This is a genomic window from Microbaculum mangrovi (assembly GCF_051390635.1).
In the GTDB taxonomy this organism is placed as follows: domain Bacteria; phylum Pseudomonadota; class Alphaproteobacteria; order Rhizobiales; family Tepidamorphaceae; genus Microbaculum.
Genome location: NZ_JBPODT010000004.1, coordinates 192,984 through 206,649, shown reverse-complemented (window position 1 = coordinate 206,649; position 13,666 = coordinate 192,984). Strand labels below are relative to the sequence as shown.

At 68.1% G+C, this 13,666-nt stretch carries 14 protein-coding genes; 6 read left to right on the top strand and 8 right to left on the bottom strand.

All coding sequences use genetic code 11. The features are described from left to right. Window positions 1-154 precede the first annotated feature (154 nt). The 4 genes from ACSF9G_RS17750 (at window position 155) to ACSF9G_RS17735 (ending at window position 3,659) form a co-directional block, all read left to right on the top strand. Window positions 155-1,561 carry an ActS/PrrB/RegB family redox-sensitive histidine kinase gene (locus ACSF9G_RS17750; protein ID WP_436643456.1) on the top strand — a complete coding sequence of 469 codons (1,407 nt, stop codon included), beginning with the start codon at window positions 155-157 and terminating at the stop codon, window positions 1,559-1,561. Further along, the gene (locus tag ACSF9G_RS17745; protein ID WP_436643455.1) at window positions 1,558-2,118 is read left to right on the top strand and encodes an ActR/PrrA/RegA family redox response regulator transcription factor; all 561 of its coding nucleotides are present in this window, start codon (window positions 1,558-1,560) and stop codon (window positions 2,116-2,118) included. Before ACSF9G_RS17750 ends, ACSF9G_RS17745 begins: the two co-directional genes overlap by 4 nt. 160 nt (window positions 2,119-2,278) lie before the next feature. Continuing rightward, on the top strand, window positions 2,279-2,761 hold the full coding sequence (locus ACSF9G_RS17740) for a YaiI/YqxD family protein (RefSeq protein ID WP_436643454.1): 483 nt from the start codon (window positions 2,279-2,281) through the stop codon (window positions 2,759-2,761). A gap of 178 nt (window positions 2,762-2,939) precedes the next feature. Continuing rightward, window positions 2,940-3,659 (top strand): DNA-3-methyladenine glycosylase I, encoded by a 720-nt coding sequence (locus ACSF9G_RS17735; protein ID WP_436643453.1) that lies wholly within the window; start codon window positions 2,940-2,942, stop codon window positions 3,657-3,659. Window positions 3,660-3,671: 12 nt separating this feature from the next. On the opposite strand, the gene ACSF9G_RS17730 is transcribed toward ACSF9G_RS17735, so the two are convergent. Continuing rightward, on the bottom strand, window positions 3,672-5,090 hold the full coding sequence (locus ACSF9G_RS17730; RefSeq protein WP_436643452.1) for an adenylate/guanylate cyclase domain-containing protein: 1,419 nt from the start codon (window positions 5,088-5,090) through the stop codon (window positions 3,672-3,674). A 1,178-nt stretch (window positions 5,091-6,268) separates the two neighbouring features. Here ACSF9G_RS17730 and ACSF9G_RS17725 point away from each other — a divergent pair. Beyond that, entirely contained in the window at window positions 6,269-7,051 is a 783-nt protein-coding gene (locus ACSF9G_RS17725) for a nucleoside phosphorylase (RefSeq protein WP_436643451.1), read from the top strand. A gap of 23 nt (window positions 7,052-7,074) precedes the next feature. On the opposite strand, the gene ACSF9G_RS17720 is transcribed toward ACSF9G_RS17725, so the two are convergent. The 5 genes from ACSF9G_RS17720 to ACSF9G_RS17700 form a co-directional block, all read right to left on the bottom strand. Then, the gene (locus ACSF9G_RS17720) at window positions 7,075-8,331 is read right to left on the bottom strand and encodes a lytic murein transglycosylase (RefSeq protein WP_436643450.1); all 1,257 of its coding nucleotides are present in this window, start codon (window positions 8,329-8,331) and stop codon (window positions 7,075-7,077) included. A gap of 29 nt (window positions 8,332-8,360) precedes the next feature. Next, complete coding sequence (locus ACSF9G_RS17715) at window positions 8,361-9,107, bottom strand: SDR family oxidoreductase (RefSeq protein ID WP_436643449.1); 747 nt, start codon at window positions 9,105-9,107, stop codon at window positions 8,361-8,363. A 22-nt stretch (window positions 9,108-9,129) separates the two neighbouring features. Further along, entirely contained in the window at window positions 9,130-9,615 is a 486-nt protein-coding gene (locus tag ACSF9G_RS17710; protein WP_436643448.1) for an MmcB family DNA repair protein, read from the bottom strand. Between the two features lie 7 nt (window positions 9,616-9,622). Continuing rightward, a complete protein-coding gene (locus ACSF9G_RS17705; protein ID WP_436643447.1) occupies window positions 9,623-9,949 on the bottom strand; it encodes a c-type cytochrome in 327 nt (108 codons plus the stop codon). Window positions 9,950-10,086: 137 nt separating this feature from the next. Next, on the bottom strand, window positions 10,087-11,034 hold the full coding sequence (locus tag ACSF9G_RS17700; RefSeq protein ID WP_436643446.1) for an ATP-grasp domain-containing protein: 948 nt from the start codon (window positions 11,032-11,034) through the stop codon (window positions 10,087-10,089). Window positions 11,035-11,128: 94 nt separating this feature from the next. On the opposite strand from ACSF9G_RS17700, the gene ACSF9G_RS17695 reads away from it, so the two are divergent. Next, window positions 11,129-12,361, top strand: a complete 1,233-nt coding sequence (locus tag ACSF9G_RS17695; RefSeq protein ID WP_436643445.1) for an adenylate/guanylate cyclase domain-containing protein — start codon at window positions 11,129-11,131, stop codon at window positions 12,359-12,361. Here the strand turns inward: ACSF9G_RS17695 and ACSF9G_RS17690 are convergent. Continuing rightward, window positions 12,337-13,173 (bottom strand): MBL fold metallo-hydrolase, encoded by an 837-nt coding sequence (locus ACSF9G_RS17690; RefSeq protein WP_436643444.1) that lies wholly within the window; start codon window positions 13,171-13,173, stop codon window positions 12,337-12,339. The two genes, ACSF9G_RS17695 and ACSF9G_RS17690, sit on opposite strands and share 25 nt — an antisense overlap. Next, a complete protein-coding gene (locus ACSF9G_RS17685) occupies window positions 13,173-13,640 on the bottom strand; it encodes a cyclic nucleotide-binding domain-containing protein (RefSeq protein WP_436643443.1) in 468 nt (155 codons plus the stop codon). The genes ACSF9G_RS17690 and ACSF9G_RS17685 overlap by 1 nt, the downstream gene beginning before the upstream one ends. Window positions 13,641-13,666: the final 26 nt, after the last annotated feature.

The following is a 13,666-nucleotide window of genomic DNA, read 5'->3' as shown; positions in this document are numbered from 1 at the left end:
TCGTTGCGGCCGCGCACGCGTTTCGCACGTCGATTCGCGGACGCGCCTTGGCCTATATAGTGGGAGGAAGGCGGTTTTCCGAGTCGCCGGCCCGCCCCGTGCGGCGGCCCGGGACAGGATCGCCGGTCGAGGACAGCGAGCGAGGGCCGATCCCTTGGACGACATCACCATTGGGGCGACGCGGCTGCGCCTGCACACGCTGACCAGGCTGCGCTGGATCGCGGTGTTCGGCCAGTCGGTCGCCGTGCTCGTCGTCTACATCCTGTTCGGCTACGACCTGCCGCTCGGCTTCTGCTTCGCGCTGATCGCGTTTTCGGCGTGGCTGAACATCTTCCTGCGCATCCGCTATCCTGCCTCGCGCGAGCTGACCGCGCGGCTGGCCACCGTGCTGCTGGGCTACGACATCGTCCAGCTCGCCGTCCTGCTGGCGCTCACCGGCGGGCTCGCCAATCCGTTCTCGATCCTTCTGCTGGTGCCGGTCGTGGTCTCCGCCAGCACCCTGCCGCCGGTGAACACGGTCCTGCTCGGCGGCGTCGCGCTTACCGCCGCCAGCGTCATTGGCGCGGTGCACCTGCCGCTGCCCTGGCTTGGCGGTGACGCGCCGGACCTGCCGGTGCTCTACATCTCGGGGATCTGGGTGGCGCTGGCGCTCGCCATTGGCTTCACCGGCGTCTACGCCTTCCGCGTCGCCCGCGAGGCCCGGCAGATGTCGGACGCGCTGGCCGCCGCCGAGCTGGTGCTGGCCCGCGAGCAGCATCTCTCCGCCCTCGACGGCCTCGCCGCCGCCGCCGCGCACGAGCTCGGCACGCCGCTGGCCACCATCGCGCTGGTCTCCCGCGAGTTGGAACGCGATCTGCCGCGCGAGGGGCCGCATGCCGAGGACGTCCGGCTGCTGCGCAGCCAAGTCGAGCGCTGCCGCGGCATCCTCGAGCGTATCGGCTCGCTCGGCGAGGAGCCCGGCGGCCATCTCGACCGGCTGCCGCTGTCGAGCCTGATCGAGGAAATCGCCGCCCCGCACCGCGAGTTCGGCATCGACATCCGCATCCAGCTGGACGGCGCGGCCCCGGAGCCGGTCGGCCGCCGCGACCCCGGAATCCTCTACGGCCTGGGCAATCTCGCCGAGAACGCCGTCGATTTCGCCGCCTCGACGGTCGACATCCGCGCCGGCTGGACCGCCGACCGCGTGACCATCGAGATCGCCGACGACGGGCCGGGTTTCCCGGCCGAGGTTTTGGCGAAGATCGGCGAGCCCTATATATCGACCCGCGGCCGGCGGCGTCGCAGCATCGAGGAATCCGGCCTCGGCCTCGGCCTGTTCATCGCCAAGACGCTGCTCGAACGCTCGGGCGCGGAGCTGCTGTTCGCCAACCGCGTGCCGTTGGGCCGTGGCGCCTTCGTCAGCGCGTCCTGGCCGCGCGGCCGCTTCGAGGTCGCCGGGTCTGCCGGTTCCGTGGGGCCCGCCGGCACCGCGGGATTTGACCTCGGCGGCGCGGGCGATAATAAGGTGACAGGTAATCAGGCCGCTGCGGCGGCGAAAGAGACGATGGCAAGCAGGACATGACCGAATCCGCCGACGACGCGGTGCTCGCGCTACCCGACCGCACGTTGCTGATCCTCGACGACGACCGCCCGTTCCTGACGCGCCTGGCCCGCGCGATGGAGCGGCGCGGCTTCGAGGTGACCGAGGCCGACACCGTCGCCGCCGGCCTCGTGGCGGTCGACAAGACGCCGCCGGCTTTCGCCGTGGTCGACATGCGGCTGGAGGACGGCAACGGCATCGACGTGATCCGCCGCCTCAAGGAAAAGCGCCCCGAAGCGCGCGCCATCATCCTCACCGGCTACGGCAACATCGCCACCGCCGTCACCGCGGTGAAGCTGGGCGCCGTCGACTATCTGGCCAAGCCCGCCGACGCCGACGAGGTGTTCGCCGCGCTGATGGCCGAAAGCGACGACAAGGCGCTGCCGCCGGAAAACCCGATGTCGGCCGACCGGGTGCGCTGGGAGCACATCCAGCGCGTCTACGAGCTGTGCGACCGCAACGTCTCGGAGACCGCCCGGCGGCTCAACATGCACCGCCGCACGCTGCAGCGGATCCTGGCCAAGCGCGCCCCGCGCTGACCCCGCGCCCCGCACTGGCACCGCGCCTAGCAACGGCACCGGGCGTCGCTGATGACTGCGCCCGGTCATTTTTTCCGGGAGCCCCGGGCCATCGCGCGCCAAATCCGGTAAAGGGTGCCCCGGAGCCTTAGCGCTAATCCCGGAGGATCCCCGAGAACCGATGCCCCACACGACCAAAGCCATCGCGATCTATGTCGACGCCGACGCCTGTCCGGTGAAGGACGAGATCTACAAGGTCGCCGGGCGGCACGGGCTCAAGGTCTATGTCGTCGCCAACGCCTACATGATGGTGCCGCGCGATCCGCTGGTCGAGCGAGTCATGGTCGCCGCCGGTCCCGATGTGGCCGACGACTGGATCGCCGAACGGGCATCGCGTGGAGACATCGTCGTTACCGCCGACGTGCCGCTGGCCGACCGCTGCGTGAAGGCCGGCGCCGCCGTCCTGTCGCCGAAAGGCAGGGCCTTCACCGAGGATTCGATCGGCATGGCGCTGGCGACGCGCAACCTGATGAGCGACCTGCGCTCCGCCGGCGCGACCACCAGCGGCCCGCCGCCCTTCGCCCAAAGGGACCGCTCCGCCTTCCTGTCGGCGCTGAACCAGGCGGTGGTCCGGCTGCAGCGGGACGGCTTCGCAACCGGCTGACGGACCGCACCGGTTCTTGGTCACGGCCGCGCCTCCGAACGGCCTCGTGTCCGGATCTGATCGGCGATCCATGCGGCGGTTGCGACACGGGCTGCGGGTCCGCGCGATCGATTTCGCCGGGCCGCGACTTGCTCTAAGCTGGCCGCTTTCCGGTCCTTCGTCAGAACAGGGGGCGCGCATGCTGTCCTTCGCCAAGATCGAGGCCCGCGCCGCACGGCGCAAGGGCGGGCCCGAGGCGCTCGAAAGTCTCCTTTCTGCGCCGTTGTCGAATAAACAGCTCGCCGCCATTCCCGACGACCGCGTGCTCGCGGAGATGACCAGGCGCATCTTCTCCGCAGGCTTCGTCTGGAGCGTCATCGAGAACAAATGGGACGGCTTCGAGGAGGCCTTCCTCGGCTTCGAGCCCAAGCGCCTGCTGTTCCAGCCCGACGAATACTGGCACGACCTCACCGGCGACACCCGCATCGTGCGCAACGGCCAGAAGATCATGGCGGTGCGCGACAACGCGCGGTTCGTCGCCGATATCGCCGCCGAGCACGGCAGCTTCGGCCGGTTCCTCAGCCAGTGGCCCGCGGATGACGAGATCGGCCTGCTGGACCTGCTGGCCAAGCGCGGCAAGCGCCTGGGCGGCCACACCGGCCAGTACCTGATCCGCTTCCTCGGCAAGGACGGTTTCGTCACCTCCAGGGACGTCGTCGCCTGCCTGCGCGACGCCGGCCTCGACATCGCCGAGGCCGCGACCTCGAAGAAGGACCTGCGCAAGATCCAGGACCAGTTCAATGCCTGGGCCGAGGAAAGCGGCCGTCCGCTTCTCCAGATCTCGCGCATCTGCGCCATGTCGATCGGCGAGAACCACGACGCCGACACGCTTCGCGGCCGCATGCGCGGCGACGACTAGCGCCGTTCCGCGTCAGGCGGTCCCCGCAGCCACGCCCGCGTCCAGCGTCCACAGGTCTAGCGGGTGGGCGAGCCCGCGCACCATCTGGGCCGGGCGCTTCTCGAAGCCGGCGATGTCGTCTCCGCCACAGCGCGCCTCGTCATGGACGCGGGCCAGCAGGTCGTCGCTGACCACGAGCGGAACGCCGAAGGAGCGGGTCATGCCTTCGAGCCGGCTCGCCACGTTGACGGTAGAGCCGATCACCGCGAACTCGAGCCGGGTGGTGCCGATGTCGCCGAGGACCGCGACGCCGTAGTGCAGGCCGACGCTGATGACGATCTGCGGCTCGCCGCGCCCGGCGCGGGCGCGGTTCCACTCGGCCCCGGCGCGCAGCATGGCACGGGCGCAGCGCAGGGCGTTGCTGGCGTCGCTCCCGCCGGCGATGGGCGTGCCGAAGGTCGCCATCAGCCCGTCGCCCAGATACTTGTCGAGCGTTCCCTCGTGGCGGAAGACCTCGGTTTCCATGAACCCGTGGAAATCGCGTAGGGTTCGGATGATGTCGACCGGATCGCGCCCCTCGGCGAAGCTGGTGAAGCCGACGATATCGACGAACAGCACGGCGATCTTCTGGGAACGCACCTGCTTCAGCGACTGGTCGTTGCGGGCCAGGTCCTCGACCACGTTCGGCGAGAAATAGCGGGCCAGGTTTGCGCGTTCGCGCTCGACGGCAACGTGATGCAGCACCAGGTGGTTGGCCCGGCGCACGCCGAGCGCAAGGACCGAGGCGACGATCAGGAAGACGACCACCTCCTGAATGCGGTTGGAAATCTCCATTGCGTTGGGGTCGAGACGACGGATCAGTTCCGGAAATCCGGCGAAGGCCTGGGCCGCCGCGGTACTGAGCTCCGGAAACCGGACTGGCTGCAGCAGCATGATGACCAGGGCCGTCATCCACACGCCGGTGGTCCAGGTGCCCATGGCGACGATGGTGCGCCAGGAATAGCTGATCGTGCCGCCGGCGAGCAGCACGAAGAAATAGATGAAGCCGTCGAAGCGGTACTGCATCGCCAGTGGGCGCGTCTCGTCGCTGAACGGGTTGGGAACCAGCAGCATGAAGGTCAACAGCGACAGGTCGCAGAACATCAGGAACAGTTCGGCGGGCGAGCGGCCGGCGCGACCGAGCCGCAGCTGCGCCCAGCCGATAAGCGCGAAGCCCAAGAGCAGCGCTTCGTAGTAGATCTGGTCCCAGCCCCAGTTGAGCACGGCGGTCAGGGCGCCGACGGCGGCGAGCGCGATCCAGCGTGTCTTGACCGCGAGGACGAGGCCCTCGCGCTTGTTGCGCTCCAGCGCCTCGCGCACATAGCGGTCGGCCTCCGGGCTCCGGCTCGCGTCCTCCGTCTGCCGGAAGTGCCGGATGAGCGAGCCGAAGGTCGGATCGGGTATGTCGGTCATGTGATCGGGTCCGAGTCTGGGCCGGCCGGTCGGGCGGGCACGCCCCGATCATAGCCGCATGACAGGGCACGCATAACCGGAGCCGACACGGGATCGGCGGCGGTCGCCGCGAAAGCGGAGAGCGTAGGCGCCTTCCGCTTGCTCCCTTCACGTCATTGCCGGTGGGCCTTCAGCCCCCGGACGTGATCCGGGGGTGGTCCCGGCCATCTCGGGCGTGTGGCACGCGATGCCCGGGTCAAGCCCGGGCATGACGTAGAGAACGGAGAGGGTCTTGCGATGCGGGACGCAGGCCTTGGTCTTCGGCAGGGGCCCTTGGCTCCCTAGGCTCCGAGCCCCAGGCTCCCTCGGCTCCGGGGCAGGCCCGGAGCACGCGGCCGGTGTTCGGCGATCGGCCGTGCCCCCCGACCAGCCGCGTGTCCCGGACGTGATCCGGGACCCATCCGGCCCACCCGCACGGCATTGCGACCGATATTGCATCGGGGCCGGCCAACGCCATCCGCGTATCGTCTCTACGTCATTGCCGGGCCTGACCCGGCAATCCATGACCACCGACGCCCGCGTTCTGGTACCAACGCCGATGGCCATGGATGCCCGGAACAAGTCCGGGCATGACAGAAGGGAACAATTGGCAACCGCCCAATGGGCCCTGGATCAAGTCCAGGGCACGCCTCTGTTCATGGGGCACGGCCGACGCGACAAACACAAGCTGCGTGTCCCGGACGTGATCCGGGACCCATCCGGCCCACCCGCGCGGCATTGCGACCGATATTGCATCGGGGCCGGCCAACGCCATCCGCGTATCGTCTCTACGTCATTGCCGGGCCTGACCCGGCAATCCATGACCACCGACGCCCGCGTTCTGGTACCAACGCCGATGGCCATGGATGCCCGGAACAAGTCCGGGCATGACAGAAGGGAACAATTGGCAACCGCCCAATGGGCCCTGGATCAAGTCCAGGGCACGCCTCTGTTCATGGGGCACGGTCGACGCGACAAACACAAGCTGCGTGTCCCGGACGTGATCCGGGACCCATCCGGCCCATCCGCGCGGCATTGTCGCTAATGTCGAAAGCAGGGCCGGCGCACGGAGCGATGAGCGTCGCGGAAGGCCTTATGGCGTCTTCCGCTTCGCGCTAGTCTTCGCCATCCGGCCCACGCCGAACCCGGAGCGGAAGACCATGGCCCTGCCGCCGATCCTGCGCAACAAGCACCCCGCCGCGCCGTCCGTATTCGAGCCGGGCGCACTGTTGCGGGAGGCGCGGCGGCAGAAACGGCTGGCGTCGGTGGACGTGCCCCCGGTCTGCATCCTCGACCCCGACGGCGATATCGTCGACCTGCTCGCCGAGACCGGGCAGGCGACGGCATTTGATGATTGGCCCTGCTATCACTCGCGGCTCGCGCTGTTTCCGCTCGCCGGGCGCACCGCCGGCATCGTCGGGCGGGCGGTCGGCGCCTCCTACGCGGTTCTCGTGGCCGAGCAACTTTTCGCCAGCGGTTGCCGGTTGCTGCTCAGCGTGACCTCGGCCGGCCAGATCGTCCCCGCCGGGCCGACGCCGTATTTCGTCATCATCGACCGGGCGCTGCGCGACGAGGGAACGAGCTATCACTATGCCGCGCCGGCCGAGTTCGCCGACGCCGACCCGGACCTCGTCGAGGCCGCCGCGCGGGCGCTGGGCGGGCGCGGCCTGCCCGCGCCGACCGGCGCGAGCTGGACGACCGACGCGCCGTTCCGCGAGACCGCCGTGGCCGTCGAGGCGGCCCGCGACCGGGGCATTCTCGCCGTCGAGATGGAAGCCGCCGCGCTCTATGCCTTCGCGCGGGCGAAGGGCGCGCGCGTCCTCTGCCTCGCCCATGTCACCAACACCATGGGGCAGGCCGGCGACGATTTCGAGAAAGGCGAGTTCGGCGGCGCCCGCGATGCGCTCGCCGTCCTGGAGGCGATCGCGGCGGCCCTGGCCTGATACCCGCCCGCCTGACGCCCGCCCTATCGGATCGCGCCGATCAGCCTGGCATCGGGAAAGCAGGTGGGGGCGAGGCCGTTCTGGCGTTGCCACAGGCCGATCGCGGTGCGGGTCTTGAAGCCCACCAGGCCATCGGCGCCGCCGACGTCGAAGCCCTTGGCGACGAGCCGCTCCTGCATGGCGCGCACGTCGCCGCGCCGGAAGCCGGCCACGGTGTTCCACGTGCCGGCGATCGGCGGGGCGCCGCTGAGCCGGTCGGAGACGTGGCCGACGAACAGGGCGTAGAGGTCGGACTCGTTGTATTCCTTCAGGACATAGAAGTTCCACGACACGATGAAGGCCGGGCCGAGCCGCCCCGCCGGCATCATCAGGTGGCGCTTGTCGCCGCCGTTGCCGGGTAGTGCGGCGCCGTCGGCGCGGGTGACGCCGGCCTTGGTCCAGTCGGTCAGCGGATAGGGCTGCTCGGGGCCCTCGACGGCGCAGTTGACCGTGTCCGGCACCCGCGCCTCGTGGCCCCAGTGCCGGCCGCTCTGCCAGCCGTGCTGCTTCAGGTAGTTGGCGATGGAGGCAAGCGTGTCCGGCACCGACCGCCAGATGTCGCGTCGGCCGTCACCGTCGAAGTCGACGGCGTAGGAGAGATATTTCGACGGCAGGAACTGCGGCTGGCCGAGCGCGCCGGCGATCGAGCTCTTCATCTCGGCAAGCGGGATGTGATCGCCCTCCAGGATCTTCAGCGCGGCGATCAGCTCGGGATAGAACAGGTCGCGGCGCGTGCCGGCATAGGCCTGGGTGGCCAGCGTGCGGATCGCCGATTTCGGAATCGCGGCGCGGCCGAAGGCGGATTCCCGGCCCCAGATCGCCACCACGATCTCCTTCGGCACGCCGTAGCGCTTTTCGATCGCGGCGAGCACGGAGGCCCATTGCTTCATCTGCGCCCGCCCGATCGAGACCAGCGGCGCGATCTTGTCCTCCGACAGGTAACGGCCGGGCGCCGAGAACTCGGATTGCCAGTTGATCTTCGGCGGCTGGCCGGGCTTGCCGAGATCGGGCAGCTTCCAGTCGGGCGAAAGTCCCGCGGTCGCCGCCGCGAAGGTCGCCTGCGAGACGTCCTGGGCGCGCGCGTCGGGCCACACCCGCGCCGTCAGCCAGTCGCGAAATCCGGCATCCGACTGAGCCGACGCCGGACCCGACCCCGCGACGACCGAGATGACGGTCAAGACGACGGCCATGACGACCTTCGGGCTGGCGCGTCGGACGATCCTGCGGTCGAGATTGGGCATCGTGCTTATCCCCTTCGGCCGGCCGCGCCCTAGCGCCCGCCGGTGACGTCGATGAGCGCCCCGTTCACATAGGACGAGGCGTCGTCGAGGAGCCAGATCACGGTCTCGGCAACCTCCTCCGCCGAGCCCGCCCGGCCCATCGGCACACCGGGAACGAGCCTGCTTATTCGGTTCATATCCCCGGAATCGTTATGGATTTCGGTCTCTATCAGGCCGGGGCGGATGGCGTTGACGCGGATGCCCTCGGGGCCGAGCTCCTTCGACAGGCCGAGCGTCAGCGTGTCGATCGCGCCCTTCGAGGCGGCGTAGTCGGTCATTTCGCCGGCGCCGCCCAGCCGCGCCGCCGCGGACGACATGTTGACCAGCGAGCCGCCGCTGCCGCCGCGCGATGTCGCCATCCGTCGCGCCGCCTCTCGGGCCACCAGGAAGGCACCGAACACGTTGATATCGAACAGCTTTCTGGTGCTCTCCGTGTCCATGTCGACGATCTTCGCGCTGGTGCGGACGATGCCGGCATTGTTGACCACGCCGTCCGGCCGGCCGAACGCCGTCTCGGTTTCGTCGAACATCCGGATGACGTCGGTCTCCTCCGCCACGTTGCCCTTGATCGCGATCGCCTTGCCGCCGGCCGCCTCCACGGCTCGGACCGTCTCGGCGGCGGCGGCGTCGTTGCCGGCATAGTTGACGGCGACCGACCAGCCGCGCGCACCGGCGAGCCGCGCGCACGCAGCGCCGATGCCGCGGCTTCCGCCGGTGATCAGGATGGTCTTGGGCATGGCGTCCTCTCAGCTTGCTTTTCTAAAGGCTGCCTTCGTCGAAGCGGGCGGCCGGGTCGGCGAGGCTGTGCAGCCTGAGGGCCGCCAGCCGGGCGAAGCGAAGCGTCATCGCCTTGCGGGTCGGGCCTGCCAGCCGGTGCTCGGGCGCTTCGTCGAGGATCTCCGCGCCGTAGGAATCCGCCGCGATGAAGCCCGCGTCTTGCGGGAAGATGTCGCGGCCAAGTTCGGGCGGCGCGGCGAAATAGAGCCGGTCGCAATGCCAGCGGTAGTCGGGCCATTTTCCGTCGGCCCTCAGGTCGGCGAGGCTCGACTTGATTTCGACGATCCAGACGTCGCCGGCCTGCGACAGCGCGACGATATCGGCCCGCCGGCCCGAGGCGAGCGGCATCTCGGTGACGATCGAGAAACCGAGCGTGCGCAACAGCCGCCCGGTGCCGCGTTGCACAGAAAGCGCGGTTTCCGACTGGCGGCCGTCGCTCAGCAGGTCCTCTGCGCTCGGTCCGATCATCGCAGCTCTAGGTTTCGTTCAGCGTGCCGAGATAGGCGATGATATCGGAAATCTGGTCGGGCTCGAACACGAACTCGGGCATGTCGACGCCCTGATGGCCGACGACGATGCCTTCCGCGAGGGCTTCCTCGAGGTTCTCCAGCGGCCATTTCTTCGAAAACGTGCGGAAGGGGGGCGCGTCCGGGTTCGGGCTTTCTCCGGTTGTCTCGACGGCATGGCACCGCGCGCAGTTTTCCTCGACCAGTTTGTGACCAGCCTGCGGATCGTCCTCGGCGAGGGCCGCCCCGGTCGTCAGCAGGCCGGCGAGGACCGCGACGGTCGTCAGGTACTTCATCGTTTGTCTCCTTCCGCCGGCAACCGAATCGCGGCGGATCGCATAGGCGAGGTTAGAATGGAGAAGGCAAAAGGCGAAATAGAGGAAGCGGACCGGGGCTCAGGCGTCCTTGCGGGATCCCGTTTCCCAGATCCGTTTCACGATTCGGGGCCGCAAACCGCGCGCACCTTGTCGATCAGCGCTTCGGTGGCCACCTCCAGCGCGTCGAACTGGCTGTAGAGGTCGAAGCCGTTGGCGCGCTGCAGGCTGCGGCCGGTGCCCGACGACAGAAGCCAGACGTCGCCGCGCGTGTTGCTTTCCAGGACGAACAGCTCGCCTGTGTCGGCGTCGCGGACGATATCGTGGCCCAGCAGCGGGATTTCGGGAAAGGCCGAATGCGCCTTTTCGCCGAGCGCGATCACGTCCGCGTCGTAGGCGAGCGTGTAGTGCGAACTTTTCTTGTTGGAGACGACCGGCGCGCCGCCGACCCCGGCGGCACCGGCGAACCCGTCGCGCGATTCCAGCGGCCGGAAGCCGTGGTCGGCCTCGCAGCGCACCGCGAACAGCGTGCGGCCGAATAGCGTGGTGACGCGATAGTGATTCGCCCAACGGCCGGTGTAGACGAATTTCTGCGCGATCATCGGCGAAGTCCGGCCCGGATGCTCCTCCGGATAGGTTTCCGGCGCGGCGAAGCGCACCCGGCCGGTCTTTTTGATGACGATACCGGCCGCCTTTCGCGCGAGATCCGGCTTGACGATGACGTAGGGGCCCCAGTCCTTCGGGTCGAGCCTCGTGTCGGGTGTGATCACCTCCCAGTCCGGAACCGGGATGCCGGCGGCGCGATACCGCGCGTATTGAACGCTTTTCGGCAGGTCTTTGCCCTCGAAGATCGTTCCGTGCTTCACGCGAAAACGCCGGATCTCCATCATCGAGACGACGACCGTGGGCTTCTGTGCGGCTTTTTCGGCCAGCTCGGGGTCGTCGTTCTTGCTCTCGGCGATGAGCACACCTATCTCCGGGGCACGCTCTTCGATCCGCCGCGCGATCTCGTTGAAATCTTCGAGAGCCTGCCGCTCCGGCCAGTGGACGAGGACGAGATTGGGCATAGATTGGAGTGACCCGCGCCGTTTTTCCGATGGTGCGGTGCTAGCCTGATCGGCCCTTACCGGTCAAACGGTCGGTCGAAAAAGGAATGCACCAATGACTGCTCAACCCGTTGATCTCGGCCTGCGCGACTGGATTCTCGACCACGGTCACAGGAACGCCGATCTCGGCGACTTCATCGCAGCGCTCGGCGAAAAGCTCATCGCGACGGGGATTCCAGTCTACCGGATTTCCAGTGGCATTCCGATCCTGCACCCCCTGATCCGCGCCGAAAGCACGCTGTGGGTCGAAGGCGAGGGGGTGTCGATGCGCCAGTTTCCGCAGGCGCTGGCCGAGGACTCGATGTTCACCAACAGCCCTCTGTATGACGTCTATACGCGGGGCGAGACCGTGCGCGTGGCGGTGAGCCCGACGCCGGAGCCAGGCGAATACGGCATCCTGGCCGACCTGCGGGCGGAGGGCGCGACGGACTACATCGCCTTTCCGCTCATCTTTTCGGACGGTTCCTACAAGTCGATGACGCTTGCAACGCGGCACCCGGACGGCTTTTCGGACGGCCATATCGCGCAATTCGACTCGATCCTGAGCCCGGTGGCCATGGTGTTCGAGATCCACGCCCACCGCCGGTCCGCGACGACGCTCCTGAGCACTTATATCGGCCGCCGGACGGCCCCGCGCGTGCTCGCCGGCGAGATCAGACGCGGCGACGGCCAGCAGATCGAAGCGGTGATCTGGTTTTCCGACCTGCGCGGCTTCACCGACCTGTCGGGCCGGTTCGGCCCGCGCGAGCTGGTCGACGTGCTTGATTTCTACTTCGAGGCCATGACCGAGGCGGTCGAGGCGCGCGGCGGTGAGATCCTCAAGTTCATCGGCGACGCGGTGCTGGCGATCTTCACCTACGCCAACGAGCACGAGGCGCGCGAGGCCGCCAACAGCGCGGTGGAGGCCGCCCTTGGCGCGCTTGAGGCGCTGGAGCAGATCAACGAGACCGAGATGTCCTGTTGCGCCGGCGACCTGTCCGTCGGGATCTCGCTGCACGTGGGTGCGGTCTTCTACGGCAATGTTGGCGGCCGTGACCGGCTCGACTTCACCGTGATCGGCGAGGCCGTGAATGTCGGCAGCCGCCTCAACGGGCTGACCCGTGATCTCGGGCATCCGATCCTGGCGAGCGAGGATTTCATCGAATACGCCGACCACGGGTTCGCCGAAGTGGGGACCTACAGCCTCAAGGGCGTGCGCCGGCCGCAGCGCGTGTATCACCCGGCGCCCGCGGCGGCGTTGGCCCCGCCGCCCCTGGAACTGGCTCAAAGCGCGATTTCGAGACCCTGACGGGCGAAGACGGCGCCGGGATGCAGCCGTTTTGCTGCCTCGGCGTAGGCGTCGAGCTGATCGTCCGTCCGGTCGGGATGGTGATGGAAGATCACTGGCATCTGCACGTCCATCCTCACGGCGAGCCGCAGGCCTTCCTGCCAGGTCGAGTGTCCCCAGCCGACATGGGCGCCGTATTCGGAATCGTCGAACATTCCATCATAGATCATCACGTCGGCGCCGCGGACGAAGTCGGCCACGGCCGAATCGTATTCCGCATCGCCATGCTCGTGATCGGTGACGGTTACGAGTGTCTTGCCGCCTGAGCGGAAGCGGAAGCCGACGGCGCCGTTGGGATGGTTGAGCGCGATCGTGTCGACAGCGATGCCGCCCGCGAGCACAAGGCGGTCCGACGCCGTGAACCGTATGCACTCGCAGGCCGCCAGATGATCGAAGGCGACGGGAAAGATCGGCGGCGACATGATCCGGCACAGCGCCGCGCGAGGGTCCTCATCGGGCGGGAGGTGGCCGGCATGAATGCGGATTATCGTCTCCGGATTGTAGGCCGGCCTGAAGAACGGCAGGCCGCAGATGTGGTCGAGGTGGAAATGCGTGAACAGCATGTCGATGTCGTCGACGCCGTCGGCGCATAGCCGGTCCCCCAGCGCCCGCGCTCCCGATCCGCAGTCGATCAGGACCGACCGGCTGCCGATGACGACTTCCATCGCGGTGGTTTCGCCGCCATATCGCACGGTCTCGCTACCCGGTGCCGGAGTCGAGCCGCGGACGCCCCACAGCCTGAGCACTATTCCCGGATCGGAGGCAGCATGCATCAGCCCGCTCCGGCCTCCGCCAGCTGGCCGCGCACGACGGCGAGATCGTGGGTGGTCCGTTCGAGACGCCGCGCCAGCACGCGCATCATCTCCATGGAGACTTCCGGGAATTCGTGAAGGATGCGGAAGAAGTTCTCCTTGGAGATGCGCAAGGCGGCAATCTCGCTGTCGGCGACGACGGTCGCGGTGCGCGGCATGTCGGTCAAAAGCGCCATCTCGCCCACGACGTCGTTCTTCTTGATTTCGGCGACCCTGCGCATCTCGCCGCCGATGTCGACCAGGACCTCGCCGTTCCCCGACAGGATGATAAAGGCCGAATCACCCGGCTCCCCCTGCGTGCAGATAGTCTCGCCCGGCCGGAAGGTGATACGTTCGCTGATGAACGCGAGAAGCCTGAGCTTGCCCGGCTCTATCGTGCGGAAAATCGGGATAGTACGCAGTGTTTCGACTTCGGAGTTGATGCTCATCTGACCATTTCCGTGTTCCGGGACCC

What these genes read in the sequence shown, in the direction of transcription:
- ACSF9G_RS17705 (WP_436643447.1), bottom strand. Translation starts at nt 9,949, where the DNA reads ATGAAGTACCTGACGACCGTCGCGGTCCTCGCCGGCCTGCTGACGACC.
- ACSF9G_RS17745 (WP_436643455.1), top strand. Translation starts at nt 1,558, where the DNA reads ATGACCGAATCCGCCGACGACGCGGTGCTCGCGCTACCCGACCGCACG.
- ACSF9G_RS17720 (WP_436643450.1), bottom strand. Translation starts at nt 8,331, where the DNA reads ATGCCCAATCTCGACCGCAGGATCGTCCGACGCGCCAGCCCGAAGGTC.
- ACSF9G_RS17730 (WP_436643452.1), bottom strand. Translation starts at nt 5,090, where the DNA reads ATGACCGACATACCCGATCCGACCTTCGGCTCGCTCATCCGGCACTTC.
- ACSF9G_RS17685 (WP_436643443.1), bottom strand. Translation starts at nt 13,640, where the DNA reads ATGAGCATCAACTCCGAAGTCGAAACACTGCGTACTATCCCGATTTTC.
- ACSF9G_RS17740 (WP_436643454.1), top strand. Translation starts at nt 2,279, where the DNA reads ATGCCCCACACGACCAAAGCCATCGCGATCTATGTCGACGCCGACGCC.
- ACSF9G_RS17710 (WP_436643448.1), bottom strand. Translation starts at nt 9,615, where the DNA reads ATGATCGGACCGAGCGCAGAGGACCTGCTGAGCGACGGCCGCCAGTCG.
- ACSF9G_RS17700 (WP_436643446.1), bottom strand. Translation starts at nt 11,034, where the DNA reads ATGCCCAATCTCGTCCTCGTCCACTGGCCGGAGCGGCAGGCTCTCGAA.
- ACSF9G_RS17735 (WP_436643453.1), top strand. Translation starts at nt 2,940, where the DNA reads ATGCTGTCCTTCGCCAAGATCGAGGCCCGCGCCGCACGGCGCAAGGGC.
- ACSF9G_RS17715 (WP_436643449.1), bottom strand. Translation starts at nt 9,107, where the DNA reads ATGCCCAAGACCATCCTGATCACCGGCGGAAGCCGCGGCATCGGCGCT.
- ACSF9G_RS17695 (WP_436643445.1), top strand. Translation starts at nt 11,129, where the DNA reads ATGACTGCTCAACCCGTTGATCTCGGCCTGCGCGACTGGATTCTCGAC.
- ACSF9G_RS17725 (WP_436643451.1), top strand. Translation starts at nt 6,269, where the DNA reads ATGGCCCTGCCGCCGATCCTGCGCAACAAGCACCCCGCCGCGCCGTCC.
- ACSF9G_RS17690 (WP_436643444.1), bottom strand. Translation starts at nt 13,173, where the DNA reads ATGCATGCTGCCTCCGATCCGGGAATAGTGCTCAGGCTGTGGGGCGTC.